Genomic DNA, 26,204 nt, shown 5'->3' with positions numbered 1-26,204 from the left:
CTTCCGGGCGGCTCGGCAGTGCGCGCTGTCATCACCGGACATGACAAATGTCAGAGGGAAGTCAGCTGGAGTGGGAAACACGAAAAGACCCCGGTCCAGTGGACCGGGGTCTCATTCCCGAGCGGACGACGAGGCTCGAACTCGCGACCTCAACCTTGGCAAGGTTGCGCTCTACCAACTGAGCTACGTCCGCATTGCCTCCGACCGGCTCTCACCGATCGGCGCGAGCACCAGCCTACCTGATCCACAGGGATGCTCGGTACGGCGGTGCAGAGCGGGTGACAGGAATTGCACACTGCGCCTTCCCCCTGGAAGGGGGATGTTCTACTACTGAACTACACCCGCACGCCTCCGTGAGCCGGGCTTTGCGGCCCCGCCCTCGGCGTGCTCCAGACTTTAGCTGATCGGGAGGGGTGCAGCGCAAGTCGGTTGTCCTCAGGGACCGCTGACGGCCCCGAGGACGGGGACCGACCGCCTCACCGCGCGGCGGCGAAGGCCTCGTAGACCTTCTTGGGGATCCGGCCGCGCGCCGGCACGTCTATCTTGTTGGCCTGCGCCCAGGCCCGTACCGCGGCCGGGTCCGGGGCTACCTCGGTCTGCCGGTAGGCCTTGCCCGAGCGGGACCGCTTGCGGCCGGCCTCCACGTAGGGCTCAAGCGCCTTACGCAGTTTCTCGGCATTCGCTTCATTCAGGTCGATCTCGTACGACTTGCCGTCGAGTCCGAAGGCGATCGTTTCCGCCGCTTCCGAGCCGTCGATGTCGTCAAAGAGGGTGACCACGACCTTCTGCGCCACGAATTCGTCCCTTCGTACGGCACCGCTGACAATTCATTTGTACAGTGCCCGACAATGCATTGGGAAGCCTGACTAAATCTCGTTGCGTGTCTCAGCGCAATAGGTTTCGGGTGACGATCCAGGATCTTTCTCAGAACTTTTGCACGGGGCCCTTCTGATCGCCTGTTCGTGACTGCCGTCACGTAGTTTCCTACAAGTCGACGCGCGTAGAAATTTTGTGCGGGTAGTCTGAAACCACCTTGCAGGAACCTGCTCAGCACCACACCACCGGGAGTGCACGTGGCACGCGTCGTAGTCGACGTCATGCTCAAGCCGGAGATCCTCGACCCCCAGGGCCAGGCGGTGCAGCGCGCACTGCCGCGACTGGGTTTCGAAGGCATCTCCGACGTACGTCAGGGAAAGCGATTCGAACTGGAAGTTGACGGACCGGTCGACGAGGCCGCGCTCGCCCGCATCCACGATCTTGCGGAATCCTTCCTCGCCAACACCGTGATCGAGGACTTCACCGTCAAGGTGGAGGAAGTCGCGGAGGCCGCGAAGTGACCGCTCGTATTGGCGTCGTCACTTTCCCCGGCAGCCTCGACGACCGGGACACCCAGCGCGCGATCCGCCTCGCGGGCGCCGAACCGGTCGCCCTCTGGCACAAGGACAAGAACCTCCACCAGGTCGACGCGGTCGTCCTCCCCGGCGGCTTCTCCTACGGCGACTATCTGCGGGCCGGCGCCATCTCCCGCTTCTCGCCCGTGATGGAGACCGTCATCGAGCAGGCGAAGGCCGGACTGCCGGTCCTCGGCATCTGCAACGGCTTCCAGATCCTCACCGAGGCCCACCTGCTGCCCGGCGGCATGCTCGGCAACAACCACCTGCACTTCATCTGCCGCGACCAGAAGCTGCGGGTGGAGAACGCCGGGACCGCCTGGACCAGCGACTACGAGAGCGGGCAGGAGATCCACATCCCGCTCAAGAACATGGACGGCCGCTATGTGGCCGACCAGTACACGCTGGACAAGCTGGAGGCCGAGGGCCGTGTCGCCTTCCGGTACCTCGACTTCAACCCCAACGGCTCGCTCAACGACATCGCCGGCATCACCAACGAGGCGGGCAATGTCGTCGGCCTGATGCCGCACCCCGAGCACGCCGTGGAGCCGCTGATCGGTACGGGCCGTACCGACGGGCTGCCGTTCTTCACCTCGATCCTCAAGAAGCTGGTCAACGCATGAGCCGGACGCCTCTGGACACGGTCGAGCACGCGGCCGCGACCCCCGACGTCGAGCTGCCCTGGGCCGAACTCGGCCTGAAGAAGGACGAGTACGAGCGGATCGTGGAGATCCTCGGCCGCCGCCCCACCGGCGCGGAGCTGGCCATGTACTCCGTCATGTGGTCCGAGCACTGCTCGTACAAGTCCTCCAAGGTGCACCTCCGCCAGTTCGGCGAGAAGGCCCCGCAGTCCGACGCCCTCCTCGTCGGCATCGGCGAGAACGCCGGTGTCGTCGACGTCGGCCAGGGCTACGCGGTCACCTTCAAGGTGGAGTCGCACAACCACCCCTCCTACGTCGAGCCCTACCAGGGCGCGGCCACCGGCGTCGGCGGCATCGTCCGCGACATCATCGCGATGGGCGCCCGCCCGGTCGCGGTCGTGGACCCGCTGCGCTTCGGCGCCGCCGACCACCCCGACACCAAGCGCGTCCTGCCCGGCGTGGTCGCCGGCATCGGCGGCTACGGCAACTGCCTGGGCCTGCCCAACATCGGCGGCGAGGTCGTCTTCGACGCCTGCTACCAGGGCAACCCGCTGGTCAACGCCGGTGCCATCGGCGTGATGCGACACGAGGACATCCACCTCGCCAAGGCCTCCGGCGCGGGCAACAAGGTCATCCTCTACGGGGCCCGGACCGGCGGCGACGGCATCGGCGGCGCGTCGATCCTGGCGAGCGAGACCTTCGACGACGCCAAGCCGTCGAAGCGCCCGGCCGTGCAGGTCGGCGACCCCTTCCAGGAGAAGCTCCTCATCGAGTGCACCCTGGAGGCGTTCCAGGAGAAGCTGGTCGTCGGCATCCAGGACCTCGGTGCGGCGGGCCTGTCCTGCGCCACGAGCGAGCTGGCGTCGAACGGCTCCGGCGGCATGCGCGTCACCCTGGACGACGTCCCGCTGCGCGACTCCACGCTCTCGCCCGAGGAAATCCTCATGAGCGAGTCGCAGGAGCGCATGTGCGCGGTCGTCGAGCCCGACAAGGTCGACCGCTTCCTGGAGATCTGCGACAAGTGGGACGTCATCGCCACCGTCATCGGTGAGGTGACCGACGGCGACCGCCTGGAGATCTTCTGGCACGGCGGCAAGATCGTCGACGTCGACCCGCGCACCGTCGCCCACGACGGCCCGGTCTACGAGCGCCCCTACGCCCGCCCCTCCTGGCAGGACGAGCTGCAGGCCGACGACGCGGGCAAGCTGCCCCGCCCGCAGACGAGCGAGGAGCTGAAGGACCAGGTCCTGAAGCTGGTCGGCTCCCCGAACCAGGCGTCCAAGAAGTGGATCACCTCGCAGTACGACCACTTCGTGCAGGGCAACACCGTGCTGGCGCAGCCGGAGGACTCCGGCATGATCCGCGTCGACGAGGAGTCCGGCCTCGGCGTCGCCATCGCCACCGACGGCAACGGCCGCTACGCCAAGCTCGACCCGTACACGGGCGCGCAGCTGGCGCTGGCGGAGGCGTACCGGAACGTGGCGACCACGGGCGCCAAGCCCCTGGCCGTCTCCGACTGCCTGAACTTCGGCTCGCCCGAGGACCCGGCGGTCATGTGGCAGTTCGCGGAGGCCGTACGCGGTCTGGCGGACGGCTGCCAGCAGCTCGGCACCCCGGTGACCGGCGGCAACGTCTCCCTGTACAACCAGACCGGCGAGGCCGCCATCCACCCGACCCCGGTCGTGGCGGTCCTCGGCGTCATCGACGACGTCGCCCGCCGCACCCCGGTCGCCTTCCAGGAAGAGGGCCAGCTCCTCTACCTGCTCGGCGACACGCGCGAGGAGTTCGGCGGCTCGGCCTGGTCCCAGGTGATCCACGACCACCTCGGCGGCCTGCCCCCGAAGGTCGACCTGGAGCGCGAGCGGCTGCTCGCCGAGATCCTGATCTCCGCCTCCCGCGACGGCATGATCGACTCGGCGCACGACCTGTCCGACGGCGGCCTCATCCAGGCGGTCGTGGAGTCGGCGCTGCTCGGCGGCAAGGGCGCGCGTCTGGTCGTCCCGGACGGCCTGGACGCCTTCACCTTCCTCTTCTCGGAGTCGGCGGGCCGCGCGGTCGTCGCCGTGCCCCGCTCGGAGGAGGTCCGCTTCAACGACATGTGCGGCGCCCGGGGCCTCCCGGTCACCCGCATCGGCGTCGTCGACGGCGACACGGTGGACGTCCAGGGCGAGTTCGCGATCTCCCTGACCGAACTCCGCGAGCTGCACGAGTCGACGATTCCGGCGCTGCTGGCATAGTCGGCGGCAAGGCGACGAAGGTCCCGTCCGGTCGAACGGACGGGACCTTCCGCGTTCAGCGCACGTAGTTCTTGAGGACCTCGGTGTCGAGTTCGATGCCCATCGGCTCGGGGAGGACCACCTTCTCGCCGAACTTCGCGGTCCGGGCGTTCCGGTAGCCACCGATCTGCCGGTCCGGCCCGCTGTGCCCCCGGCGCTCCCGGATGATGTTCCTGGTACGACACACGTACGAGTGACCTGGCACTGGGGGAACCATGTCCGCACGCAAACTCGCCATGCTCGGCTACCGACTTCTGCTGGCCGCCTTCTTCGGGCTGGTGATCGCCGACGTCTGGGTCGACCTCGGCTATCCGCACTGGTGGAACTTCCTCCTCCTCGTGCCGACCTTCGCCCTCGTCGCTGCCGCCAACCGGCGCCCGCGCACCCCGGAAGGGCACCCGGAGCAGCGCGAGCCCGTCGAGGTCGAGCCGCCCGTCACCGGCCGCTGGTCGGCGCTGAACAGCCCGGCCGACCGCACCCCGAGCCACGGCACGCACGCCTACGGCCAGACCTACGCCATCGACGTCGTCGCCGAGCCCGAACCGGGCCGCCGCCCCGGCTTCCGCGCCCTGTGGCCCCTCGCCCGGCGCAGCACCGCCTACCCGGCCTACGGCGCCCCGCTACTGGCCGTGGCGGACGGCACCGTCGTACGGGCCGACGACCGCCAGCGCGACCATCTCAGCCGTTCCTCGCTGCCGGGCCTGCTGTACCTGATGCTGGCCGAGGCCACGGTGCGGGAGATCGCGGGCGTCAGGCGCATCGTCGGCAACCACCTCGTCCTCGACCTGGGTGACGGCACCCACGCCCTCTACGCCCACCTCAAGCGCGGCTCGCTGACCGTGGCGGAGGGCGAGAAGGTGCGCGCCGGCCAGGTGGTCGCCCGGTGCGGGAACTCGGGCAACTCCAGTGAGCCGCACGTCCACTTCCAGCTGATGGACGGCCCCGACCCGGTCACCGCCCAAGGCATCCCCTTCCGCTGGCGGGGCATAGGCGTCCCGGCCAACGGCGAGGTCTTCGAAGCCCCCGCGCCCGCCGCGCACTCTGCCTAGGGTTGAGGCCATGCCACCCGCCAAGAAGCGCGCCCGCGCCTACGACCCCGCCAAGACCCGCACCGCCGTGTTCGCCCAGCTCGGGCACGTCCAGGACGCCGTGCGGCGGCTGACGCCCGAGCAGTTCGCGCTGCCCACCCGGCTCGGCGCGTGGACGGTACGGGAGCTGGTCGCGCACATCGGGATGGCGCTGACGGGCATCGGACGCTCCCTGGACCTGCCGGAGCCGCCGAAGCAGGACGCCGTACTGGTGGAGTGGCCGTTCGCCACCTCCGCGAGCTCTTCGGCGATCGACGAGTTCACGCGGACGCTCGTCCGGGACCACCCCGACCTCGGCGCCTACCTCGCCGACAGCGCCCGCGCCCTCGCACAGCAGCTGGACACCCACCCGGGCACCCGGCTGCTCGACACCAACGCCGGGGCCCTGCCGCTCGCCGACTACCTCGTCACCCGCGCCGTGGAACTCGTCGTCCACACCGACGACCTGAACGCCGCGGTGCCGGGCCTGGACGTGCCGTACGACCGGCAGGCGCTCGCCGCCACCACCCGGCTGCTCGCCGACGCCCTCGCGGTGAAGGCGCCCGGCGGCTCGACGGAGGTGCGGATCCCGCCGTACGCCGTCGTGCAGTGCGTGGAGGGTCCCCGGCACACCCGGGGCACCCCGCCCAATGTCGTCGAGACCGATCCGCTGACCTGGCTGCGGCTGGCGACCGGGCGCCTGGGCTGGACGGAGGCGCTCGGCGAGGCGAAGGTCAGCGCCGGCGGCGAGCGCGCCGACCTCGGCGGGCTGCTGCCCCTGATGAGCTGATCCGGAGCCTTCCCGGACCCACGGGACGGAGCGCGACACAACGGACTGATAACGACCCCGAACCCAACACGTGCCTCGTACGTCGAAGAGACATGAAGCGGACAACACGCGTGAAGTACGCCGCCGCGGCCCTGGCCGGCACCGCCGTCCTGGCCGCCTGCGGCACCGACTCCGGCAAGGGCGGCGCCGGCAGCGGCTCGGTCTCCGACGGCGAGAAGACCTCCAAGGCCGGCGACGTCATCGCGGACACCCGCTGGGTGCCACGGAAGGTGACTGTCGACGGCAAGGAGTACACGCTGCCGACCGAGGACACGAAGTTCCCGGTCGATGAGGCGTACATCACGTTCAAACCCGGTACGGCCAAGCCCGACGAGGGCGGCGGGCAGTCCGGGGGCACGGTCGGCTGCAACCACATCGGCGCCGATGTCGAGATCGACGGCGACACCGTGAAGGTCGGCGACCTCGCCATGACGCAGATGGCCTGCCAGGGCCCGGTCCAGGAGTTCGAGAACCAGTTCGTCGCTCTCTTCGAAGGCACCCTGAAGGCCGCCGTCAAGGAGCGCGACGGCGTCAGGACCCTCACCCTGACCAGGAACGACGGCGATTCGATCACCTTGGTGGAGAACACCGTGAAGGACAAGGACAAGCCCGCCCTGAAGGGCACCAAGTGGACCGTGGAGAGCCTGCTCTCCGGCAAGGGTGACGACGGCACCGCCCGCTCCCTGCCCAAGGGCGCCAAGGCCCATCTCACCTTCGCCGAGGACGGCACCGTCAGCGGCAACCTCGGCTGCAACAACATCCGCGGCAAGGCCGCCGTCAAGGACGGCACCATCGAGTTCGGGCCCCTGTCGACCACACGCATGCTCTGCGAGGGTCCGGTCATGAAGGCCGAGCGGGAGATGATCGACATCCTCGCCGGCAAGGTGTCCTACCAGCAGAAAGACCAGGAACTGACCCTCACCGCGAAGTCCGGGGACGGCCTGGTCGCCCGGGCGGAGTAAGAAAGCCCACTCCCAGCGAATTCGGACCAGTGGTCGATCTCGCCTACACTCGGAGCCGTGCCACGTGGTGACGGTCGACTCAATCACGATCTGCTCCCCGGCGAGAAAGGCCCCCAGGACGCGTGTGGCGTCTTCGGTGTCTGGGCTCCGGGCGAAGAGGTCGCAAAGCTCACGTACTTCGGGCTCTACGCCCTCCAGCATCGGGGCCAGGAATCCGCGGGAATCGCGGTCAGCAACGGCTCCCAGATCCTCGTCTTCAAGGACATGGGCCTGGTGTCCCAGGTCTTCGACGAGACCTCTCTCGGTTCGCTCCAGGGTCATATCGCGGTCGGTCACGCCCGCTACTCGACCACCGGTGCCTCCGTGTGGGAGAACGCCCAGCCGACGTTCCGCGCCACCGCGCACGGTTCCATCGCGCTCGGCCACAACGGCAACCTCGTCAACACCGCCCAGCTCGCCGAGATGGTCGCCGACCTGCCCAAGCAGGAGGGCCGCAGCCCCCGGGTGGCGGCGACCAACGACACCGATCTGCTGACCGCGCTGCTCGCGGCCCAGACGGACGACGAGGGCAAGCCGCTGACCATCGAGGACGCCGCCCACCGGGTGCTTCCCCAGGTCAAGGGCGCCTTCTCGCTGGTCTTCATGGACGAGCACACCCTCTACGCCGGCCGCGACCCGCAGGGCATCCGCCCGCTGGTCCTCGGCCGTCTGGAGCGCGGCTGGGTCGTCGCCTCCGAGTCCGCCGCCCTGGACATCTGCGGCGCCAGCTTCGTCCGCGAGATCGAGCCGGGCGAGTTCATCGCCATCGACGAGAACGGCCTGCGCACCTCCCGATTCGCGGAAGCGAAGCCCAAGGGGTGTGTCTTCGAGTACGTGTACCTGGCCCGCCCGGACACCGACATCGCCGGCCGGAACGTGTACCTCTCCCGCGTGGAGATGGGCCGCCGCCTGGCGAAGGAGGCCCCGGTCGAGGCCGACCTGGTCATAGCGACCCCGGAGTCCGGCACCCCGGCCGCCATCGGTTACGCGGAGGCCTCCGGCATCCCCTTCGGCGCGGGCCTGGTCAAGAACGCCTACGTCGGCCGGACCTTCATCCAGCCCTCGCAGACCATCCGCCAGCTCGGTATCCGCCTGAAGCTGAACCCGCTGAAGGAAGTCATCAAGGGCAAGCGCCTGGTCGTCGTCGACGACTCCATCGTGCGCGGCAACACCCAGCGCGCCCTGGTCCGCATGCTCCGCGAGGCGGGCGCCGCCGAGGTCCACATCCGGATCTCCTCGCCGCCCGTGAAGTGGCCCTGCTTCTTCGGCATCGACTTCGCCACCCGCGCCGAGCTCATCGCCAACGGCATGACCATCGACGAGATCGGCACCTCCCTGGGCGCCGACTCCCTGGCCTACATCTCCATCGACGGCATGATCGAGGCGACCACCATCGCCAAGCCGAACCTGTGCCGCGCCTGCTTCGACGGCGAGTACCCGATGGAGCTGCCCGACCCGGAACTGCTCGGCAAGCAGCTCCTGGAGACCGAGCTGGCGGCCGGCCCGGCCGCCACGGCCGCGGCCGACGCGATCCGTCGCCCGTAAGCCCCCGTAGTACGACACGAAAGTTCTCAAGGTCATGTCTGCAGAGACCACTGGTGCCAGCTACGCAGCCGCGGGCGTCGACATCGAGGCGGGAGACCGCGCCGTCGAGCTGATGAAGGAGTGGGTGAAGAAGACCCAGCGCCCCGAGGTCCTCGGCGGCCTCGGCGGATTCGCCGGCCTCTTCGACGCCTCCGCCCTCAAGCGCTACGAGCGCCCGCTGCTGGCCTCCGCCACCGACGGCGTCGGCACCAAGGTCGACATCGCGCGCCAGCTGGGCGTCTACGACACCATCGGCCACGACCTGGTGGCGATGGTCATGGACGACATCGTGGTGTGCGGCGCCGAGCCGCTGTTCATGACCGACTACATCTGTGTCGGCAAGGTGCACCCCGAGCGCGTCGCCGCGATCGTCAAGGGCATCGCGGAGGGCTGTGTGCTGGCCGGCTGCGCCCTGGTGGGCGGCGAGACGGCCGAGCACCCCGGCCTGCTGGGTCCGGACGACTTCGACGTCGCGGGCGCCGGTACGGGCGTGGTGGAGGCCGACCGGCTGCTCGGCGCGGATCGTATCCGCAAGGGTGACACCGTGATCGCCATGGCGGCCTCCGGTCTTCACTCGAACGGGTACTCACTGGTCCGGCACGTGCTGCTGAACCAGGCCGGGCTCGCCCTGGACGCGCGGATCGAGGAGTTCGGCCGCACCCTCGGCGAGGAACTGCTGGAACCCACCAAGATCTACTCGCTGGACTGCCTGGCACTGACCCGGACCACCGAGGTGCACGCCTTCAGCCACGTCACCGGTGGTGGTCTCGCCGCCAACCTGGCCCGCGTGATCCCCGACGCACTGCACGCCGTCGTCGACCGCGGTACCTGGACCCCCGCCCCGGTCTTCGACCTGGTCGGCAAGACCGGTCAGATCGACAGGCTGGAGCTGGAGAAGACCCTGAACATGGGCGTCGGCATGATCGCGATCGTGCCGGAGGAGTCCACGGACGTGGCCCTGACCACCCTGGCGGACCGCGGTGTCGAGGCATGGGTCGCCGGCGAGATCACCGACCGGGGCGACCACGCCACGGGCGCGGAACTGGTGGGTGACTACGCCGCCTGACGTTCGCGAATGCAGCGCAAAACCCGGTCCGGCGGCGGGAACCCGCCTCGGACCGGGTAGAGCACAGCTAAGACGTCAAGCGCCGCGGCGTTGAGACGACGGACCGGACTCCTCGTCCTCGTCATCGTCGTCGTCGTTGTACAGATCCGCGTACTGGGCGTACGGGTCGTCTTCGTCGTCCTCGAACGGCTCGCCGTTCGGCGGCTGGCTCGAAGTCGATGCGCCCAGCTCGCTGGCCAGACGCGACAGGTCAGTCCCGCCGCTGTTGTACTTCAGCTGGCGGGCGACCTTTGTCTGCTTGGCCTTGGCCCGGCCGCGCCCCATGGCTCGACCCCCTCGGTGACGGGGCTCGACGGCCCCAGAGTCTTGACACGCGTTCATGATCCGGAACGGACTCTCCTCGGAGAGACCGGCCCGTAGGGCTTCCACGGTACCTGAGCCCACGCGCATACGGTACGTCGCCCGCACCACGTGCCTGCTCCCAGGACCCTCGGGCCGCCCCGTACCCGCTGGTCAGGCCCGATTTTAACGAGTTCTGCACAGGCGACCCGCCGACGAACGTGAGAGTTGTCTCTAAGTGCCCGTCGGCGGGTACCGGAGGGTGTACCGGACGTCTTCGTCAGCCCGCGCGGCGGGCCTCGGCCATCCGCTGCTCGGCGATCCGGTCGGCGGCAGCGGCCGGAGGAATACCGTCCGCCTTCGCACGCGCGAAGATTGCGAGCGTGGTGTCGTAGATCTTCGCCGCCTTCGCCTTGCACCGCTCGAAGTCGAAGCCGTGCAGCTCGTCGGCGACCTGGATCACACCGCCCGCGTTCACCACGTAGTCCGGCGCGTAGAGGATCCCGCGGTCGGCGAGGTCCTTCTCCACACCCGGGTGGGCGAGCTGGTTGTTGGCGGCGCCGCAGACCACCTTCGCGGTCAGCACCGGCACGGAGTCGTCGTTCAGGGCTCCGCCGAGCGCGCAGGGCGCGTAGATGTCCAGGTTCTCGACGCGGATCAGCGCCTCGGTGTCGGCGACCGCGCCGACGCCCGGGTGCCGCTCGGTGATCCGGCGCACGGCGTCCTCGCGGACGTCGGTGACGAAGACCTCGGCGCCCTCGGAGACCAGGTGCTCCACCAGGTGGTGGCCGACCTTGCCGACCCCGGCGATGCCGACGCGGCGGCCGCGCAGCGAGGGGTCGCCCCACAGGTGCTGGGCGGAGGCCCGCATGCCCTGGTAGACGCCGAACGCGGTGAGCACCGAGGAGTCGCCGGCGCCGCCTTTCTCCGGGGAGCGGCCGGTGGTCCAGCGGCACTCGCGGGCCACGACGTCCATGTCGGCGACATACGTGCCGACGTCGCAGGCGGTGACGTAACGGCCGCCCAGGGAGGCCACGAAGCGGCCGTAGGCGAGAAGCAGTTCCTCGGTCTTGTCCCGGTCCGGGTCGCCGATGATCACGGCCTTGCCGCCGCCGTGGTCGAGACCGGCCATGGCGTTCTTGTACGACATCCCGCGCGCGAGGTTCAGGGCGTCGGCGACGGCCTCTTCCTCGGTCGCGTAGGGGTAGAAGCGCGTGCCGCCGAGGGCGGGGCCCAGCGCGGTGGAGTGGATGGCGATGACGGCCTTGAGGCCGCTGGCGCGGTCCTGACAGAGCACGACTTGCTCATGACCCCCCTGCTCCGACTGGAACAGGGTGTGCAGGACGCCGTCGGTTACGTCGGTCACTGTGGTGACTCCTGGGTAAGTAGCGGCGGTTGGGAACAGGTCCCGTGCGGGTGGCGGGAACCGTGTGCCATGAGATTAGAGCCTGTGGCGCCCCACCACCTCGACGTGCTCAGGATCACCTACTCCCGGGGTACCCCCGTGCGACGATTTGCATAGATTTCCCGCCGCTTTGTGAGCGGGTTTCGAAGGTTTTCCTGGCAGACGGCGGGGGAGGGAGCAGGCGTGCCCAAGGTGTCCTCCCTGATCGTCCCGTACGCGACCTACCTCCGCGTCTACGAGCCGCTGGCCGCCTTCCCCGAACCCGAGCGCACCCACTGGGCGCGCTACGCCCGCCGCCCGGACCGCCCGTCCTACCAGGACGAACTGCTCAGCGCCCTCACCGACTTGCTGCCCACACCGCCGGTCCCGGTCCCGGTGCACGAGAGCCGGGAGGCGTTCGTGCTGGAGGCGGACGGCGTGGTGTGCGTCTGCCCCTGGCGCACCCGGCTGCGCGGCTGGCAGGCCCTCGGCGACCTCGCCGAGGAGCTTCCGGCCCCGGTCCTGGACGCGGTCCTGCCCCCGGTCCTGCGGCGGCAGGCCGCGCAGGACTACGAGCGCTGGCTGGAGGGCAACCCCGACGCCCGGCCCTGGATCCGCACCTCGACCTGGCACGTGCCGCTGCACTGGTTCGTGCTCGTCTCCGACGAGGAGCGGCGCTACGACAAGGGCACCGCCGAGGTGCCGCCCCTGCTGCGCTACCGCACACCGATGGTGCAGGCGCGGCGCCGGGTGGCGCGGGCGCTGCGCACGCTGAAGGAGACCATCGACGAAGGGCCGCTGATGGACGGCCTGCTGGACGTGGGCCGCTGGCTGGAGGAGTTCCATCCGCGGTCCCTGGTCGAACTCGACTACGGCGGACTGGTGCACGTCCTGCCGGCCGGTGAGCTGGAGGACGACCACTCCGCGGCGGACGTGGCCGAGGGCATCGCCGCGCTGCGCGCCGGGGACGGCGCGGCGGCGGGGGCGGTGTACGGGCGGCTGGTGGAGCGGTGGCGTTCGGTACGGGAGCGCCGGTCCGCCAACTGAGAGGGTCTGCCAGCTGAGGCGGGTCCGCCAACTCAGGTGGGAGCGCTGCCACGTGTGGCGCAGGTCACGAACTGACGTTTGACCAGGCGCCCGTTTTGGGGTTTCGTCCTCCTTCGCGCGTCCCGAGTTGCTGAAGTCTCGTCAACAACGGACGTAGGTACCGATCCGGGCGTTAACCCCAAGGCGTGGCAAGCGTGACGGACCGCACTTACGCGGCCCTTGCGCCTCTTGCCCTCCCTCATGCCAAAATAGGACAAGGAGTCCGGGGAGGACTCTGCTCGCATTGCACGCTTTGGGGGGTCTGGTGACTCCTGATCGTCCTGTGACTGATCGTCACAGTGGCGTGACTGTCCGCTATGGCATGGTCCATCGGCTTCCGTCGCTGATGAACACCTGGAGGGGCAATTCCATCGGTTTGGCCGACGCGGCTGGACAGATGGTGTAGTTGTAGTGCCGAGGACAAGCCGTTCGTCCTATAACCGACTCGACTCGCGTCCGCCATTTCGGGCAACGCGGGTCAAGGTGCAGAATTTAGAGGAAAGAACCGAGAAGGTTCGGTTCTCCCGAGGAGGCCGCTCATGACCGCTCGCACCCCTGATGCCGAGCCGCTGCTGACCCCGGCTGAGGTCGCCACCATGTTCCGCGTCGACCCCAAGACGGTCACGCGGTGGGCGAAGGCCGGAAAGCTCACGTCCATTCGCACGCTCGGCGGGCACCGCCGGTACCGCGAGGCAGAGGTTCGCGCCCTGCTCGCGGGTATCCCGCAGCAGCGCAGCGAGGGCTGAACAACTTCATAACCGGGCAATTCGGCAGGTCCCCCAACGTGCCGAGGCGTCCGGAACCCCTAGCTCCAAGCGACGCGGGTACTGCCCCAACAGAACCCACGCCCAAGGCATCAGGCAACTGAACAGGGTGCGTCGTAGATCGCGCTGGACTCCGCCGGGTCCAGCGCGATCTTTTTTGTGCGCTCGGGCTGCGCTCGGGCTGCGCTCGGACAGGGTCGCGCAGGGGCGCACGGGAAGCTGTGTGTGGGCTTGTCGGAGCCTGGGGAGGGCTGTCGCATCTGCTGTGGACCGAGCCTCCAGGGTGGTGCAATTGCACATATTAAATTGACCAGTTGTAGGACGGGTGTAAGTACCGCCGTTCCGGAAACTCATGCGGTGACACCCGTCACATGACAGGGAGCTTGTTGCCTGTGGCGTATGTGCGCTAGAGGAGGCTCACGTTCCACCTACCCGCAGCGGGGCGGGTGTTGAGGGTCTGTGGATCCGGGAGTCAGGCAGGTGAGGGGCTCTCGTCCTCGGCCGGCTCCTCGTGGGAGCGGTCGGCGGACGCGGGCTGCGGCGCGTCCATGGCGAGCCGCAGGAGCTGATGGCAGATCGGACAGTGCCGGGTCAGGTGCCGGTAGGAGGACGCGGCCGACAGGTGCGCGCGGAGTAGAGCCCGCGTCTCGTGCCTAGCCGAAGCCGCCATACGCCACCTCCAGGGGCGGTACGGAGAAGAGGCCCTGGTTTCTGGGTACCGAGCGAATGTGACGCCGTCAAGACGCACCGAGAGCCCGCCGGCGGCCGGGATTTCGGGGGCCTGATACCGCTGGGGCGCCGGTGACGGGAGTGGCGGGACAACACGAAGAAGGCCCGCGGTCCCTCTCGGGCGCGGGCCTTCTTCCTACTGCGGTCCTGACGGGATTTGAACCCGCGGCCTCCACCTTGACAGGGTGGCGAGCACTCCAAACTGCTCCACAGGACCAGGTTTCGCGGCGCTTACTGCTGCGTTGCGCTGCGAGAAGAGACTGTACAGGAGGGTGGGTGCCCTGGTCGAACTCACCCTCTGTACAGGAACCGTCACGGCGCCAACGCGTCGATCGTCTTCACGATCCGCTTGTCCGAGACGGGGTAAGCCGTACCGAGCGCGTGGGCGAAGTAGCTCACCCGCAGCTCCTCGATCATCCAGCGGACGTCCAGAACCTGCTGCGGCACCGGACGGCCCTGCGGCATCTGCTCCAGCAGCCAGGCGTACTCGTCCTGCATCTCATGGACCTTCTCCATGCGGGTCGTGTCCCGCTGGACGTTCGTCGCCATCTGCTGCAGCCGCCGGTCCGCCGCCAACAGATACCGCATCAGGTCCGGCAGCCGCCGGATCCCCACGGACGTCACGAAGCCGGGCTTGATCAGCGCGTTGAGCTGCTTACGGACGTCCGTCAGGTTCGCCAGCAGCGCCGGGCTCTGAACGGCCTTCAGACGGCGCTCACAGGCCTGCCAGGCCGCCAGCACCTGCTGCACCTGCCCGACCGTACGCACCGTCGTGTCCACGATCTCCGCACGGACCTTGTCGTACAGCTTCCGGTACGACTCCTCGTCCCACACCGGGCCCCCGAAGTCCGCGATGAGCTTGTCCGCCGCCGCCATCGCGCAGTCGTCGAACAGCGCCTGCACCGAACCGTGCGGATTCGCCGACAGGGCCAGCTTCTGGGCGTTGGTGAGCTTGTCCAGGGCGAACTTCGCCGGGTTCACCGGGATATTGCGCAGGATCAGCCGACGCGTGCCCTTCCACATCGCCTCCGCCTGCTCGGCCTCCGTGTCGAAGAGCCGTACCGAGACCGTGTCGCCGTCATCCACCAACGCCGGGTACGCCTTCACCGGCTGCCCCGCCCGGCGCGTCTCGAAGACCCGGGTCAGCGTGCCGATCGACCAGTCCGTGAGCCCCTTGCGCTCCAGCGACTCCCCGCCCTGGCGGGACGCCGTCGCCGCGGCCGCCTGCGACAGCGCCTTGCGCGCCTTCGGCCGCAGCCGCAGCTTCAGCGCCTCCAGATCCTTGTCCTCGGCCAGCTTCCGCCGCCGCTCGTCCACGATCCGGAACGTGATCCGCAGATGATCCGGCACCTTCGACCAGTCGAAGTCCTCCGCCTCGAACGGCACCCCGACCATCCGCTTCAGCTCACGCGCCATCGTGACCGTCAACGGCTCCTGCGACGGCGCCGCCGTCTGGAGGAACCGCTTGGCGAAGTTCGGCGCCGGCACGTAATTGCGCCGGATCGGCTTCGGCAGGGAACGGATCAACTCCGTGACCAGCTCCTCCCGCAACCCCGGGATCTGCCAGTCGAAGCCCTCGTCCGTGACCTGGTTGAGCACCTGCAGCGGGATGTGGACCGTCACACCGTCCGCGTCCGCGCCCGGCTCGAACTGGTACGTCACCCGGAACTTCAGCTGCCCCTGCCGCCAGGAGTCCGGATAGTCCGCCTTGGTGACCGCCTCCGCCGACTCCCGGATGAGCATCTCCCGCTCGAAGTCCAGGAAATCCGGCTGCTCATGACGCTTCCGCTTCCACCAGGAGTCGAAGTGCGCCCCGGAGACGACATGCTCCGGCACCCGCTGGTCGTAGAAGTCGAACAGCGTCTCGTCGTCGACCACGATGTCCCGGCGCCGCGCCCGGTGCTCCAGCTCCTCGACCTCGCTGAGGAGCTTGCGGTTGTGCGCGAAGAACTTGTGATGCGTACGCCAGTCACCCTCGACCAGGGCATTGCGAATGAAAAGCTCGCGGGACAGCTCCGGATCGATCCGGCCGTAGTTCACCTTCCGCTGGGCGACGATCGGCACGCCGTACAGCGTGACCTTCTCGTACGCCATCACCGCCGCCTGGTCCTTCTCCCAGTGCGGCTCGGAATACGTCCGCTTCAGCAGGTGCCCGGCCAGCGGCTCGACCCACTCCGGCTCGATCTTGGCGTTGACCCGCGCCCACAGCCGCGACGTCTCCACCAGCTCCGCCGACATCACGAACCGCGGCTGCTTCTTGAACAGCGCCGAACCCGGGAAGATCGCGAACTTGGCGTTGCGCGCGCCCAGATACTCGTTCTTGTTGCCGTCCTTGACGTCCTTCATCCCGATGTGGGACAGCAGACCGGCCAGCAGCGAGACATGGACACTCTGCTCGGGCGCGTCCTCCTCGTTGAGGTGAATGCCCATCTGCTTGGCGACGGTTCGCAACTGCGTGTAAATGTCCTGCCATTCGCGAATGCGCAGGAAGTTCAGATACTCCTGCTTGCACATCCGTCGGAACGAACTGGAACCGCGCTCCTTCTGCTGCTCACGGATGTACCGCCACAGATTGAGATAGGCCAGGAAATCGCTGGTCTCGTCCTTGAAACGGGCGTGCAGCTGATCGGCCTGGGCCTGCTTGTCGGCCGGGCGCTCGCGCGGGTCCTGGATGGACAGCGCGGCGGCTATCACCATCACCTCGCGGACGCAGCCGTTCTTGTCGGCCTCCAGCACCATACGGGCGAGACGCGGGTCGACCGGCAGCTGGGCGAGCTTGCGGCCCGTCTCCGTCAGCCGCTTGCGAACGTCCTTCTGCTGGGGATCCAACGCACCCAGCTCCTGGAGCAGTTGGACACCGTCGCGGATGTTGCGGTGGTCCGGCGGATCGATGAAGGGGAACTTCTCGATGTCGCCGAGCCCGGCGGCGGTCATCTGCAGGATGACGGAGGCCAGGTTCGTACGCAGGATCTCGGCGTCCGTGAACTCCGGGCGGGCGTTGAAGTCCTCCTCCGAGTACAGCCGGATGCAGATGCCGTCGGACGTACGGCCGCACCGGCCCTTGCGCTGATTCGCGCTCGCCTGCGAGATCGGCTCGATGGGCAGCCGCTGCACCTTGGTGCGATGGCTGTAACGACTGATACGGGCGAAGCCCGGGTCGATGACGTACTTGATGCCCGGGACCGTCAGCGACGTCTCGGCGACATTGGTCGCCAGAACGATCCTGCGGCCGGAATGCGACTGGAAGACACGGTGCTGCTCGGCGTGCGAGAGCCGGGCATAGAGGGGGAGGACTTCGGTGAAGCGGTACCTCTTCTTCTCCAGCGCGTCCGCGGTGTCCCGGATCTCCCGCTCACCGGAGAGGAAGACGAGGATGTCACCGGGCCCCTCGCCCTGCAGCTCCTCCACCGCATCGCAAATGGCGGTGATCTGATCCCGGTCGGCGTCCTCGGAGTCCTCCTCCAGAAGCGGCCGGTACCGCACCTCCACCGGATACGTCCGCCCACTGACCTCGATGATCGGCGCGTCCCCGAAATGCCGGGAGAACCGCTCGGGATCGATGGTGGCCGAGGTGATGACGACCTTGAGATCGGGCCGGCGGGGCAGCAACTGCGCCAGGTACCCGAGCAGGAAGTCGATATTCAGAGACCGCTCATGGGCCTCGTCGATGATGATCGTGTCGTAGGCGCGCAGCTCGCGGTCGGTCTGGATCTCCGCGAGCAGGATGCCGTCCGTCATCAGCTTGATGTAGGTCTGGTCCTGGTTCACCTGATCGGTGAACCGCACCTTCCAGCCGACGGCCTCCCCGAGCGGCGTCCGCATCTCCTCGGCGACCCGCTCGGCGACGGTGCGCGCGGCGATACGACGGGGCTGGGTATGCCCGATCATCCCGCGCACGCCCCGGCCCAGCTCCAGACAGATCTTCGGAATCTGCGTGGTCTTGCCGGACCCGGTCTCACCGGCGACGATCACGACCTGATGATCGCGAATGGCCTCGGCGATCGCGTCCTTCTTCTGGCTGACCGGAAGCTGCTCGGGATACGAGACGGCCGGCACCCTGGCCCGCCGCGCGCTCATCCGCTCCTCGGCCCGGGTGACCTCGGCCTCGATCTCGGCGAGCACCGCGGCCCGCGCCTCCGGCTTGCGAATCTTGCGCGCACCTTCGAGCCGCCGCCCGAGCCGGTGCGCATCGCGCAACGACAACTCGGTCAGACGGGAGGCGAGGGCGCCGAGAACGGGGGCAGGCTGCGTAGACATACGCGATCCAGGATCTCATCCCGGCCAATTCCGTGGCGAACGCTTTTGCTCGGTGGACGGGTGGGACGCGACCGGACCGGCTGAACCTCGCCAAAAAACGCAGGACATACAACAAGGCCCCAATCCGAGGATTGGGGCCTTTCCTGTGGCTGGGGCCGGGGTCGAACCGGCGACCTATCGCTTTTCAGGCGATCGCTCGTACCAACTGAGCTACCCAGCCGTCAAGGCTTTTTGCAAAGCCTTTGCGGTCCTGACGGGATTTGAACCCGCGGCCTCCACCTTGACAGGGTGGCGAGCACTCCAAACTGCTCCACAGGACCAAGCTGTGTGGGCGACCACCAGTGTCGCACACGGTAATGCGTGCCCCCAACGGGATTCGAACCCGTGCTACCGCCTTGAAAGGGCGGCGTCCTAGGCCGCTAGACGATGAGGGCTATCGGCCCGCCTGGGCGCTTCTCAGCGCGTCGGGGACGTGAGAAGCATATGGGATGGGGGGAGGGATCGCCAAAACGGTTTACGGGGTGGGGGTGGTGGTGGGTGTGCCGCCGGGGTGGTTCTCCTCCGGAAGGTGGCGGCTGACCTCGGCTGTCGTGAGACCCAGGCCGCCCAGTTCGATCTCGTCCCAGGCCTGGAGGCGGTGGGTGTCCCGGTCGAAGTAGAGGATCGAGGCCTCGATGGGGTCCGGGTAGTCGCCCTCCACCGCGCGCAGGCCGCTGCCGCCTGTTGAGCCTTCGATGCGCAAGCGGGTGCCCTGGTCGAGGATTTCCATCTCGTCGTGGTGGAGGTGGCCGGCCAGGACGAGGGGGACCTCGCCGTCGACCTCGCGTGCCGCCGACGGTTCGTGGGCCATGGCCACGTCCACCGGCTTGCCCGCGGCCCGGTGGTCGCGCAGGGCGGAGGCGAGGCGGGCGCCGGCGAGTTCCTGGGACTGTTCGGCGCCGGGCTTGTTGGTGCGGTCGGGGGTGAACTGGGGGTCCCCGATGCCGGCGAAGCGCAGGCCCGCGATGGTCTTGGCGCGGCCCTCGTCGAGGACGTGGACGTTCTTCAGGTCCTGCAGGTAGCGCTGGGTGAGCATCGAGTCGTGGTTGCCGCGGACCCAGACGTAGGGGGCGCCGAGGTCCTCGATGGGGTCGAGGAAGCCGTTCTCGGCGGCGGTGCCGTGGTCCATGGTGTCGCCGGTGTCGGCGATGACGTTCACCTGGTACTGCTCGACCAGTGAGGCGATGATCTTCCAGCTCGCGGGGTTGAGGTGGATGTCGGAGACGTGCAGGACGCGGATGGTGGTGGGGTCGGGCTGGTAGGCGGGGAGGGTGGAGGTGGCGTCGTAGAGCTTGGTCACGTTGGTGACCAGGCGGGCCAACTCCTTCTGGTAGACGTCGAATTCGGTGACGATGCTGCGGGCGTCGCCGACCAGGGAGGGTGCGGAGGAGAGCAGTCCGGAGAACTTCGGTTCCAGGATGGATTTCGAGTTCCAGGTGAGGGCGGCGGTGGCGCCGGACGCGGCCAGGAGCGACAGAGCCAGGCCGCCTGCTGCGAGGGCGCGGCGGGGGCGGCGGTAGACGGCGAGGCCGAGGGCGGTGGCTCCGGCGACTACGGCGACGCAAGACCGCAGGGCGAGGTCGCGGGTGCCGTGGGCGACGTCGTGGGCGACTTCGTCCTGGAGTCCGGAGAGCCGTTCGGGGTGGTCGACGAGGGCTTGGGAGCGTGCGGGGTCGAGCTGGTCGACGTTGACGTCGAGGCGTACCGGGGCGACGTGGCTGTCGAGGCGGAGTGCGCCGAGCGGGGAGACGTTGATCTTTGTGCCGCCGCTGAGGGAGGGGCGCAGGGTCATGGTGGTGTCCATGGGCCCTACGGGGACGCGGACGTTTCCCACGATCAGCAGGCCGAGCCAGGCGCCGACGAGGACGACGGTGACGAGGCCGAGGGCGCGGGCCCAGGGGTGCGGCTGGGGGACGAGCTGGACGGCGCTGGGCGCCTGGCGGGCGCGGTAGTGGCGGGTGAGGGCGCGCGGTGCTCTGCGGACACGACCTGCTGAGGTCACGACTGCGGCGATGACGCGGGCCATTGGTCCCATATGCCCAGTTGTGCGGGCGGGTATGCCGGGTGGCGACGGCTCTCGTCCGGCCGTGTCGTGCCGGACAATGGGCCTGTGCTGGAGATGACGCGCGAGGAGTTCGAGGAACTGGTTGCCGAGGCGCTGGACCGGATCCCGCCGGAGCTGACGCGGCTGATGGACAACGTCGCGGTGTTCGTGGAGGACGAGCCGCCGGCGGACGATCCCGAGTTGCTCGGGCTGTACGAGGGGACGCCGCTGACCGAGCGTGGGGAGTGGTACGCGGGGGTGCTGCCGGACCGGATCACGATCTACCGGGGGCCGACGCTGCGGATGTGCGCGTCGCGCGAGGACGTGGTCGCGGAGACCGAGGTGACGGTGGTGCATGAGATCGCGCATCACTTCGGCATCGACGACGACCGGCTGCACGCGCTCGGGTACGGCTGAGCCTGCCGGGGTGTCGCTGGGCGCCGGTGGGTGCGGGGCGCGTGTCCTCTTGTGGGCGGGGGGAGTTGGGCAGTGCGACTCCTTCATCCTCCATCGGAGGTGGCTGCCCGTGCGCCCCTTGTCCGTTCCTGTCCGTCTGGCCGCCACGGTGGTGGCCGTCGCCGCTGCCGCCGGTTGTATGAGCGTGGGTGACGACGGCGCGGGCAAGGACGCGAAGCCGTCGCACTCCGCGGGGCAGCGGGGTGGTGCGAAGCCGGACGGTGGTTCCGCGGTGTCGGGGGGTGGTGCGGCCTGGGCTCCGGACGATCCGGACGGCAGGCGCGGCGGGGGCAAGAGCGGGCGGAAGAAGAAGGGCGAGGGCAAGGGCGGGGACGGGGAGTCGGCGTCGCCGTCGGCCTCGGTGTCGGCGGAGCCGAGCAAGGGTGCCGAGAAGCCGGGCAAGCCCGGGAAGACCGAGCGTCCGGGGCAGAACCCGGAGCCTTCGAAGGAGCCGCCGGCTCCGACTCGTCCGGAGGAGCCGACGCCGACTCCGCAGGAGCCGGAGCCGACGCTCACCCCGGAGCCGACGGTCGCCGAGCCGTCGTCCTCGGCGCACGGGGAGGCCAGTCCGCTGATGGTGGAGCGGGAGCCCGCCCCGGAGGCCGGGGCGCCGGTGTGACGCAGCTCTACCCCGCTCGGTTTGCCTTGGGGGGTAGGGGGTGCGTATGGTGGTAGATCGTTTGATCCCATTTGCCCGGCGCCAACGCAGAGCGCGCCGTGTGGCGCGTACTCTCCCTTGCCGTGGCTGACCGCATAGAGGCGGTCGTATTGCGAATCACGGAGTTGACGGGCGCGTGCCGACGAGACTCCGGAAGGTTTCGCATACGCATGTCCATTTCCAGTTCTGATCACATCGTCCTGCCCGAGAACGAGGCCACGGAGGCCGCGGCGGACGCTCCCGAGGTCACCTTCGCGGACCTCGGTCTCCCCGAGGGCGTCGTGCGCAAGCTGGCGCAGAACGGTGTGACCACCCCCTTCCCGATCCAGGCCGCGACCATCCCGGACGCCCTGGCCGGCAAGGACATCCTCGGCCGCGGCCGTACGGGCTCCGGCAAGACGCTGTCGTTCGGTCTGCCGACGCTGGCGCGTCTGTCCGGCGGCCGTACCGAGAAGCACAAGCCGCGCGCCGTCATCCTCACCCCGACCCGTGAGCTCGCGATGCAGGTCGCGGACGCCCTCCAGCCGTACGGCGACCAGCTCGGCCTGAAGATGAAGGTCGTCTGCGGCGGTACGTCGATGGGCAACCAGATCTACGCCCTGGAGCGCGGCGTGGACGTGCTGGTGGCCACTCCGGGCCGGCTGCGCGACATCATCAACCGCGGCGCCTGCTCCCTGGAGCACGTCGAGGTCGCCGTTCTGGACGAGGCCGACCAGATGTCCGACCTGGGCTTCCTGCCCGAGGTCACCGAGCTGCTGGACCAGGTTCCGTCCGGCGGTCAGCGGATGCTGTTCTCCGCGACGATGGAGAACGAGATCAAGACCCTCGTCGACCGGTACCTGAACGACCCGGTCAGCCACGAGGTGGACGCCGCCCAGGGCGCGGTGACGACCATGTCGCACCACATCCTGATCGTGAAGCCCAAGGACAAGGCACCGGTCACCGCGGCCATCGCCTCCCGCAAGGGCCGCACCATCATCTTCGTGCGCACCCAGCTCGGCGCCGACCGTGTCGCCGAGCAGCTGCGCGACGCGGGCGTGAAGGCGGACGCGCTGCACGGCGGTATGACCCAGGGCGCCCGGACCCGGACCCTGGCGGACTTCAAGGACGGGTACGTCAACGTCCTGGTCGCCACCGATGTCGCCGCACGCGGTATCCACGTCGACGGCATCGACCTGGTGCTGAACGTGGACCCGGCCGGCGACCACAAGGACTACCTGCACCGCGCGGGCCGTACGGCGCGTGCCGGCCGTACCGGCACCGTCGTCTCCCTGTCCCTGCCGCACCAGCGGCGTCAGATCTTCCGCCTGATGGAGGACGCGGGCGTGGACGCCTCGCGCCACATCATCCAGGGCGGTGCCGCCTTCGACCCGGAGGTCGCCGAGATCACCGGTGCCCGGTCGATGACCGAGGTGCAGGCGGAGTCTGCGGGCAACGCCGCGCAGCAGGCCGAGCTTGAGGTCGCCCACCTGACCAAGCAGCTGGAGCGTGCGCAGCGGCGTGCGGCCGAGCTGCGCGAGGAGGCGGACCGGCTGGTCGCCCGGGTCGCCCGTGAGCGCGGCGAGGACCCGGAGGCGGCGGTCGCCGAGGCGCAGGCGGCGGTGGCCGCGGCCGAGGTCGCGGTGCCGGAGCAGCCGGCGGCGCAGGACGTGGAGCGGGTCGAGCGGCCGGAGCGGACCGAGGGCTCGTACGAGCGCCGGGACGGGTTCCGTCGGGACGACCGTGGCGGCCGTTCCTTCGAGCGTCGGGACGGTGACCGTGGTGGTTTCCGCCGGGACAACGACCGTGGCGAGCGTCGTGACGGTGACCGCGGCGGTTTCCGCCGGGACAACGACCGTCGGGACGGCTTCCGTCGCGACGGTGAGCGCCGGGACGACCGGGGCGGGTTCCGTCGGGACAACGACCGTGGTGAGCGTTCGTACGAGCGTCGGGACGGTGACCGTGGTGGTTTCCGCCGGGACAACGACCGTCGGGACGGGTTCCGTCGGGACGACCGTGGTGGCCGTTCCTTCGAGCGCCGGGACGACCGTGGCGGGTTCCGACGCGACGACCGTGGTGCGGGGCGTTCCTTCGAGCGTCGGGACGAGCGCGGTGGGCACCGCGGCAGCGACCGTCCGTTCAACCGCGACCGCCAGGGCGACCGTCCGGGCTTCCGCTCCGGTGGCCACGAGCGTCCGTACGGCCGTCGTGACGACCACCGCGGCGGCGGTTCCTTCGGGCGCCGCGAGGACAAGCCGCGCTGGAAGCGCAACGGCTGAGGCGTAGCGCTTTAGGAGACTGCGGGGAGGCCCGTACGACCGTAACGGTCGTACGGGCCTTCTGCTTTGGTCACCTCTTGGGGACCTGTGACGCGGACCTGGGGTGCTGGTCCTGCCCGATCGAGGGCTCGGACACGGCCGTGTCCCCGATACCCGATCGGAGAGACGGCCAGGTCCGGCTATGCTCGTGGAGGCAACATCGCCTGGGGCCCTTAGCTCAATTGGCAGAGCAGTGGACTTTTAATCCATTGGTTGTGGGTTCGAGTCCCACAGGGCCTACCGAGGCCAGGGCCGATCCGTGGTTCTGACCAGCGGTTTCGTGGCCCCGACCAGTCTTCTTGGCCGGGGCCACGCCGTGTGCGACGTCCGTCTGCGTGAGCGGGTGTGCCGACAGGCGGCGCGGTGTGCTCAGCCGCCGCGTTGCTTCCCAGGACTCGTCTCCGCATGCATGCCCCCCTTTGTGCCCTCGAAGGTATTGGTGAGACCGTCGAGGCGGTCGGCAAGTTCCCGGAGCCGATCCGCGTGTGCCGTGAGGGTGTCCGAGAGGCGGCGCAAGTCGTCGGAGCTATGTGGATGCCAGTCGCCATCCATCTCGACGTTCACGAAGGGGACGTGACCGGGCGGGCGTTCGGTGAAGGGGCGCTGTTCGAAGCACGCACGTAGAACCACCGGCGTGCCACGACTCGTTGAGACTGTGAATTCGTAGTCAGGGCTCGCGTGCGTGATGTCGACGCGGTAGCCGCCGGGCTGATGCTCCGTTTCGCTTCCGGTACACCAGTCGGGCTCCCAGACGGTGACGGCCCCGTGGTCGCACGTGGGGACAGTCACTGTCCGGGACGAGTTGTCATGATCCGGCATGGGCGCGTTCCTTGGTTCGGTGGTCATCGGCCCAGGCCGGCATTTGGGTGAGGACTCCGGCTCAGTCTTCGTTCAGGAGTTCAGCCGCGGCTTTCGGATCCATGAGGGTCGACCAGGCTTGCTCGGCGGGAAGAAGGGAGCGGCTGGGGAGGGCGTATTCGGGGTACCAGGCTGCGGGATCGCAGCCTGGTACATGGCGCAGGATGACTGCGATGAGGTCGTCGGGTACGGAGCCGGTGATGCGCACCGCAGCATAGGTCTCATGGCCGTCGTCGGCGCGCACGAGGATGCCGAGGCGGAAAGCGGGAAAGTCGGCGGCGTGCTCATGCCCATCGTGCAGTGATCCACGAGCCAGCTCCCGGACAGCCGCAGCGAGATCGCGGACGAACCGGGCACCGGCCTCGAGTTGGTAGCGATCACGGTCGTTCTGGTCGGGGAGGAGATGCCCGACGTACGTTGTGGTGCTCAGGGGCTGGCGGTTGTTGGCGTTGTACTGGGCTCGTGCGGCCCTCGCGGTTGTCTCCAGGGCTGAGTAGAAGTCGTCCGGTGACCCGTCCTCGCGTTGCCCGGCAGCGATGAGCCAGGGCAGATCCTCGTCGGTCCAGACCGCTCCGCGCCAGCGTTGGACCTTGACTTTGAAGAGCACCTCATCATCGATCGAACGGATGCGCTCGTGCCCGGCCCCGTCGTCGGCGAAGTGTTCGCGGGCCTTGGCCAGGATCGGATGATCCAGCTCGTCGAGCGGTTCCCGGGCTGAGGGCAGCGGTAGTTTCAAGTCCTCGCAGAGTGCGCGGAGGGTGGGTCGAGCGGGTCGCACGGATCAGTCGTCCTCGCCCACTCCGCCGAGTTCCTTGATCCGCTCCGGTGACAGTCCGGTGAGCAGCGAGACGCTCGACTCCACGGATCCATCGAGCTTGCGCATCTTCTCCAGCATGCTGGCCCGAACCTCCTCGCGGCGGATCTCCAAGTAGGTTCGGACGGCCTCGGCGACCAGGTCCTTCTTCGTCATGCCCAGAAAATGGGCGCCGTCCGCGATCAGCTCGTCTATGGCCGCATCGACTTTCAGCGGTGCCGTCGTCCGGGTTGCCCGACTGCGGGCCTCTTCTGTGATCTTCATGCTCACATCCCCTATGGTACCAAAGGATACTCTTACCCTTCTCTACTCGCGATCGGCAAGTGGGCAGCGAAGCGCCGCTAGACCTCCGTGTTCTGGGGTGGAGAGGAGCCATGTGTGGAGGGGGATTCGCAGGAGAGCCCGCCGCTGCACGGTCACTGCCAGTAAGGTGCGATGGGTGCAAGGTGGAGATCACGGGGCGTGGGAAATGAGCAAGACCGTACGGCTGGAGCTGATAGGGCTTCCAGATACCGACGATGACGAACTCCTGAGGGGCCTCACGTTTTCCGGACAGGCTTCTGACCGTCTATTTCATGCGGCGATTCGCAACTTCTCGTACTCGGCGTGGACTTCGCGCGGAGG

23 protein-coding genes and 7 tRNA genes are annotated in these 26,204 nt (G+C 68.7%); 14 read left to right on the top strand and 16 right to left on the bottom strand.

Features of this window, described 5'->3' with window-relative positions; genetic code table 11:
* Window positions 1–120: 120 nt before the first annotated feature.
* From ACZ7L7_RS32420 to ACZ7L7_RS32410, 3 genes are all read right to left on the bottom strand, one after another.
* Window positions 121–193 (bottom strand) — tRNA-Gly (locus ACZ7L7_RS32420).
* Window positions 194–273: 80 nt separating this feature from the next.
* Window positions 274–345: transfer RNA gene (locus ACZ7L7_RS32415), tRNA-Gly, on the bottom strand.
* 131 nt (window positions 346–476) lie between these two features.
* A complete protein-coding gene (locus tag ACZ7L7_RS32410) occupies window positions 477–794 on the bottom strand; it encodes a histone-like nucleoid-structuring protein Lsr2 (protein WP_472077780.1) in 318 nt (105 codons plus the stop codon).
* A gap of 279 nt (window positions 795–1,073) precedes the next feature.
* Here ACZ7L7_RS32410 and purS point away from each other — a divergent pair, with 279 nt between their 5' ends.
* The 3 genes from purS to purL are packed head-to-tail and all read left to right on the top strand — an operon-like array spanning window position 1,074 to window position 4,269.
* Window positions 1,074–1,337 carry a phosphoribosylformylglycinamidine synthase subunit PurS gene (gene purS / locus ACZ7L7_RS32405; protein ID WP_015659417.1) on the top strand — a complete coding sequence of 88 codons (264 nt, stop codon included), beginning with the start codon at window positions 1,074–1,076 and terminating at the stop codon, window positions 1,335–1,337.
* The gene (gene purQ / locus ACZ7L7_RS32400) at window positions 1,334–2,014 is read left to right on the top strand and encodes a phosphoribosylformylglycinamidine synthase subunit PurQ (RefSeq protein WP_285516187.1); all 681 of its coding nucleotides are present in this window, start codon (window positions 1,334–1,336) and stop codon (window positions 2,012–2,014) included. The genes purS and purQ overlap by 4 nt, the downstream gene beginning before the upstream one ends.
* The gene (gene purL / locus ACZ7L7_RS32395) at window positions 2,011–4,269 is read left to right on the top strand and encodes a phosphoribosylformylglycinamidine synthase subunit PurL (protein ID WP_285516188.1); all 2,259 of its coding nucleotides are present in this window, start codon (window positions 2,011–2,013) and stop codon (window positions 4,267–4,269) included. The genes purQ and purL overlap by 4 nt, the downstream gene beginning before the upstream one ends.
* 55 nt (window positions 4,270–4,324) lie before the next feature.
* Here the strand turns inward: purL and ACZ7L7_RS32390 are convergent, their stop codons facing one another.
* Window positions 4,325–4,495: a hypothetical protein gene (locus tag ACZ7L7_RS32390; protein ID WP_453606558.1), complete on the bottom strand. Its 171-nt coding sequence runs from the start codon at window positions 4,493–4,495 to the stop codon at window positions 4,325–4,327.
* 28 nt (window positions 4,496–4,523) lie between these two features.
* Here ACZ7L7_RS32390 and ACZ7L7_RS32385 point away from each other — a divergent pair, with 28 nt between their 5' ends.
* The 5 genes from ACZ7L7_RS32385 to purM all read left to right on the top strand — a co-directional run bounded on the left by ACZ7L7_RS32385 (window position 4,524) and on the right by purM (window position 9,855).
* A complete protein-coding gene (locus tag ACZ7L7_RS32385) occupies window positions 4,524–5,357 on the top strand; it encodes a M23 family metallopeptidase (protein WP_285516189.1) in 834 nt (277 codons plus the stop codon).
* A 10-nt stretch (window positions 5,358–5,367) separates the two neighbouring features.
* Entirely contained in the window at window positions 5,368–6,165 is a 798-nt protein-coding gene (locus ACZ7L7_RS32380) for a maleylpyruvate isomerase family mycothiol-dependent enzyme (RefSeq protein ID WP_472077779.1), read from the top strand.
* Between the two features lie 92 nt (window positions 6,166–6,257).
* Window positions 6,258–7,166: an META domain-containing protein gene (locus tag ACZ7L7_RS32375; protein ID WP_453606564.1), complete on the top strand. Its 909-nt coding sequence runs from the start codon at window positions 6,258–6,260 to the stop codon at window positions 7,164–7,166.
* Window positions 7,167–7,223: 57 nt separating this feature from the next.
* The gene (gene purF, locus ACZ7L7_RS32370) at window positions 7,224–8,750 is read left to right on the top strand and encodes an amidophosphoribosyltransferase (protein ID WP_285516192.1); all 1,527 of its coding nucleotides are present in this window, start codon (window positions 7,224–7,226) and stop codon (window positions 8,748–8,750) included.
* Window positions 8,751–8,784: 34 nt separating this feature from the next.
* Window positions 8,785–9,855 carry a phosphoribosylformylglycinamidine cyclo-ligase gene (purM, locus tag ACZ7L7_RS32365; RefSeq protein WP_472077778.1) on the top strand — a complete coding sequence of 357 codons (1,071 nt, stop codon included), beginning with the start codon at window positions 8,785–8,787 and terminating at the stop codon, window positions 9,853–9,855.
* 75 nt (window positions 9,856–9,930) lie between these two features.
* On the opposite strand, the gene ACZ7L7_RS32360 is transcribed toward purM, so the two are convergent.
* Window positions 9,931–10,179, bottom strand: coding sequence for a DUF3073 domain-containing protein (locus tag ACZ7L7_RS32360; RefSeq protein ID WP_285516194.1), 249 nt, complete (start codon window positions 10,177–10,179; stop codon window positions 9,931–9,933).
* Between the two features lie 295 nt (window positions 10,180–10,474).
* Window positions 10,475–11,560: a Leu/Phe/Val dehydrogenase gene (locus ACZ7L7_RS32355; protein ID WP_453606575.1), complete on the bottom strand. Its 1,086-nt coding sequence runs from the start codon at window positions 11,558–11,560 to the stop codon at window positions 10,475–10,477.
* Window positions 11,561–11,782: 222 nt separating this feature from the next.
* Here ACZ7L7_RS32355 and ACZ7L7_RS32350 point away from each other — a divergent pair, with 222 nt between their 5' ends.
* Together ACZ7L7_RS32350 and bldC are read left to right on the top strand one after the other, a co-directional pair.
* Window positions 11,783–12,625 (top strand): DUF8083 family protein, encoded by an 843-nt coding sequence (locus ACZ7L7_RS32350; RefSeq protein WP_285516196.1) that lies wholly within the window; start codon window positions 11,783–11,785, stop codon window positions 12,623–12,625.
* Window positions 12,626–13,203: 578 nt separating this feature from the next.
* Entirely contained in the window at window positions 13,204–13,410 is a 207-nt protein-coding gene (bldC, locus tag ACZ7L7_RS32345) for a developmental transcriptional regulator BldC (RefSeq protein ID WP_020869672.1), read from the top strand.
* A gap of 490 nt (window positions 13,411–13,900) precedes the next feature.
* On the opposite strand, the gene ACZ7L7_RS32340 is transcribed toward bldC, so the two are convergent.
* The 7 genes from ACZ7L7_RS32340 to ACZ7L7_RS32310 all read right to left on the bottom strand — a co-directional run bounded on the left by ACZ7L7_RS32340 (window position 13,901) and on the right by ACZ7L7_RS32310 (window position 20,479).
* A complete protein-coding gene (locus tag ACZ7L7_RS32340) occupies window positions 13,901–14,098 on the bottom strand; it encodes a DUF6274 family protein (RefSeq protein ID WP_093724233.1) in 198 nt (65 codons plus the stop codon).
* Between the two features lie 201 nt (window positions 14,099–14,299).
* Window positions 14,300–14,374: transfer RNA gene (locus tag ACZ7L7_RS32335), tRNA-Asp, on the bottom strand.
* A gap of 95 nt (window positions 14,375–14,469) precedes the next feature.
* Window positions 14,470–18,414 (bottom strand): ATP-dependent RNA helicase HrpA, encoded by a 3,945-nt coding sequence (hrpA, locus tag ACZ7L7_RS32330; RefSeq protein WP_472077777.1) that lies wholly within the window; start codon window positions 18,412–18,414, stop codon window positions 14,470–14,472.
* A 146-nt stretch (window positions 18,415–18,560) separates the two neighbouring features.
* Window positions 18,561–18,634, bottom strand: a tRNA-Phe gene (locus ACZ7L7_RS32325).
* A gap of 25 nt (window positions 18,635–18,659) precedes the next feature.
* A tRNA-Asp gene (locus tag ACZ7L7_RS32320) sits at window positions 18,660–18,734 on the bottom strand.
* Between the two features lie 41 nt (window positions 18,735–18,775).
* A tRNA-Glu gene (locus tag ACZ7L7_RS32315) sits at window positions 18,776–18,848 on the bottom strand.
* Window positions 18,849–18,928: 80 nt separating this feature from the next.
* On the bottom strand, window positions 18,929–20,479 hold the full coding sequence (locus ACZ7L7_RS32310; protein WP_472077805.1) for a metallophosphoesterase family protein: 1,551 nt from the start codon (window positions 20,477–20,479) through the stop codon (window positions 18,929–18,931).
* 84 nt (window positions 20,480–20,563) lie between these two features.
* Between ACZ7L7_RS32310 and ACZ7L7_RS32305 the strand changes: the two genes are divergently transcribed.
* From ACZ7L7_RS32305 to ACZ7L7_RS32290, 4 genes are all read left to right on the top strand, one after another.
* Window positions 20,564–20,914 carry a metallopeptidase family protein gene (locus tag ACZ7L7_RS32305; RefSeq protein WP_472077776.1) on the top strand — a complete coding sequence of 117 codons (351 nt, stop codon included), beginning with the start codon at window positions 20,564–20,566 and terminating at the stop codon, window positions 20,912–20,914.
* A gap of 109 nt (window positions 20,915–21,023) precedes the next feature.
* The gene (locus ACZ7L7_RS32300) at window positions 21,024–21,572 is read left to right on the top strand and encodes a hypothetical protein (RefSeq protein WP_285516199.1); all 549 of its coding nucleotides are present in this window, start codon (window positions 21,024–21,026) and stop codon (window positions 21,570–21,572) included.
* Between the two features lie 209 nt (window positions 21,573–21,781).
* Window positions 21,782–23,869, top strand: coding sequence for a DEAD/DEAH box helicase (locus tag ACZ7L7_RS32295; RefSeq protein WP_472077775.1), 2,088 nt, complete (start codon window positions 21,782–21,784; stop codon window positions 23,867–23,869).
* A gap of 206 nt (window positions 23,870–24,075) precedes the next feature.
* Window positions 24,076–24,148 (top strand) — tRNA-Lys (locus ACZ7L7_RS32290).
* 129 nt (window positions 24,149–24,277) lie between these two features.
* On the opposite strand, the gene ACZ7L7_RS32285 is transcribed toward ACZ7L7_RS32290, so the two are convergent.
* The 3 genes from ACZ7L7_RS32285 to ACZ7L7_RS32275 form a co-directional block, all read right to left on the bottom strand.
* Window positions 24,278–24,727 (bottom strand): DUF6907 domain-containing protein, encoded by a 450-nt coding sequence (locus ACZ7L7_RS32285; RefSeq protein WP_453606588.1) that lies wholly within the window; start codon window positions 24,725–24,727, stop codon window positions 24,278–24,280.
* 61 nt (window positions 24,728–24,788) lie between these two features.
* Entirely contained in the window at window positions 24,789–25,502 is a 714-nt protein-coding gene (locus ACZ7L7_RS32280; protein ID WP_453606591.1) for a hypothetical protein, read from the bottom strand.
* A 45-nt stretch (window positions 25,503–25,547) separates the two neighbouring features.
* Window positions 25,548–25,844, bottom strand: coding sequence for a hypothetical protein (locus tag ACZ7L7_RS32275; protein ID WP_453606594.1), 297 nt, complete (start codon window positions 25,842–25,844; stop codon window positions 25,548–25,550).
* Between the last annotated feature and the right edge of the window lie 360 nt (window positions 25,845–26,204).

This window comes from Streptomyces sp. NPDC110618, from assembly GCF_055657065.1.
Note: the sequence above shows the minus strand (reverse complement) of the source record. Positions and strands in the feature narration are given on the sequence as shown.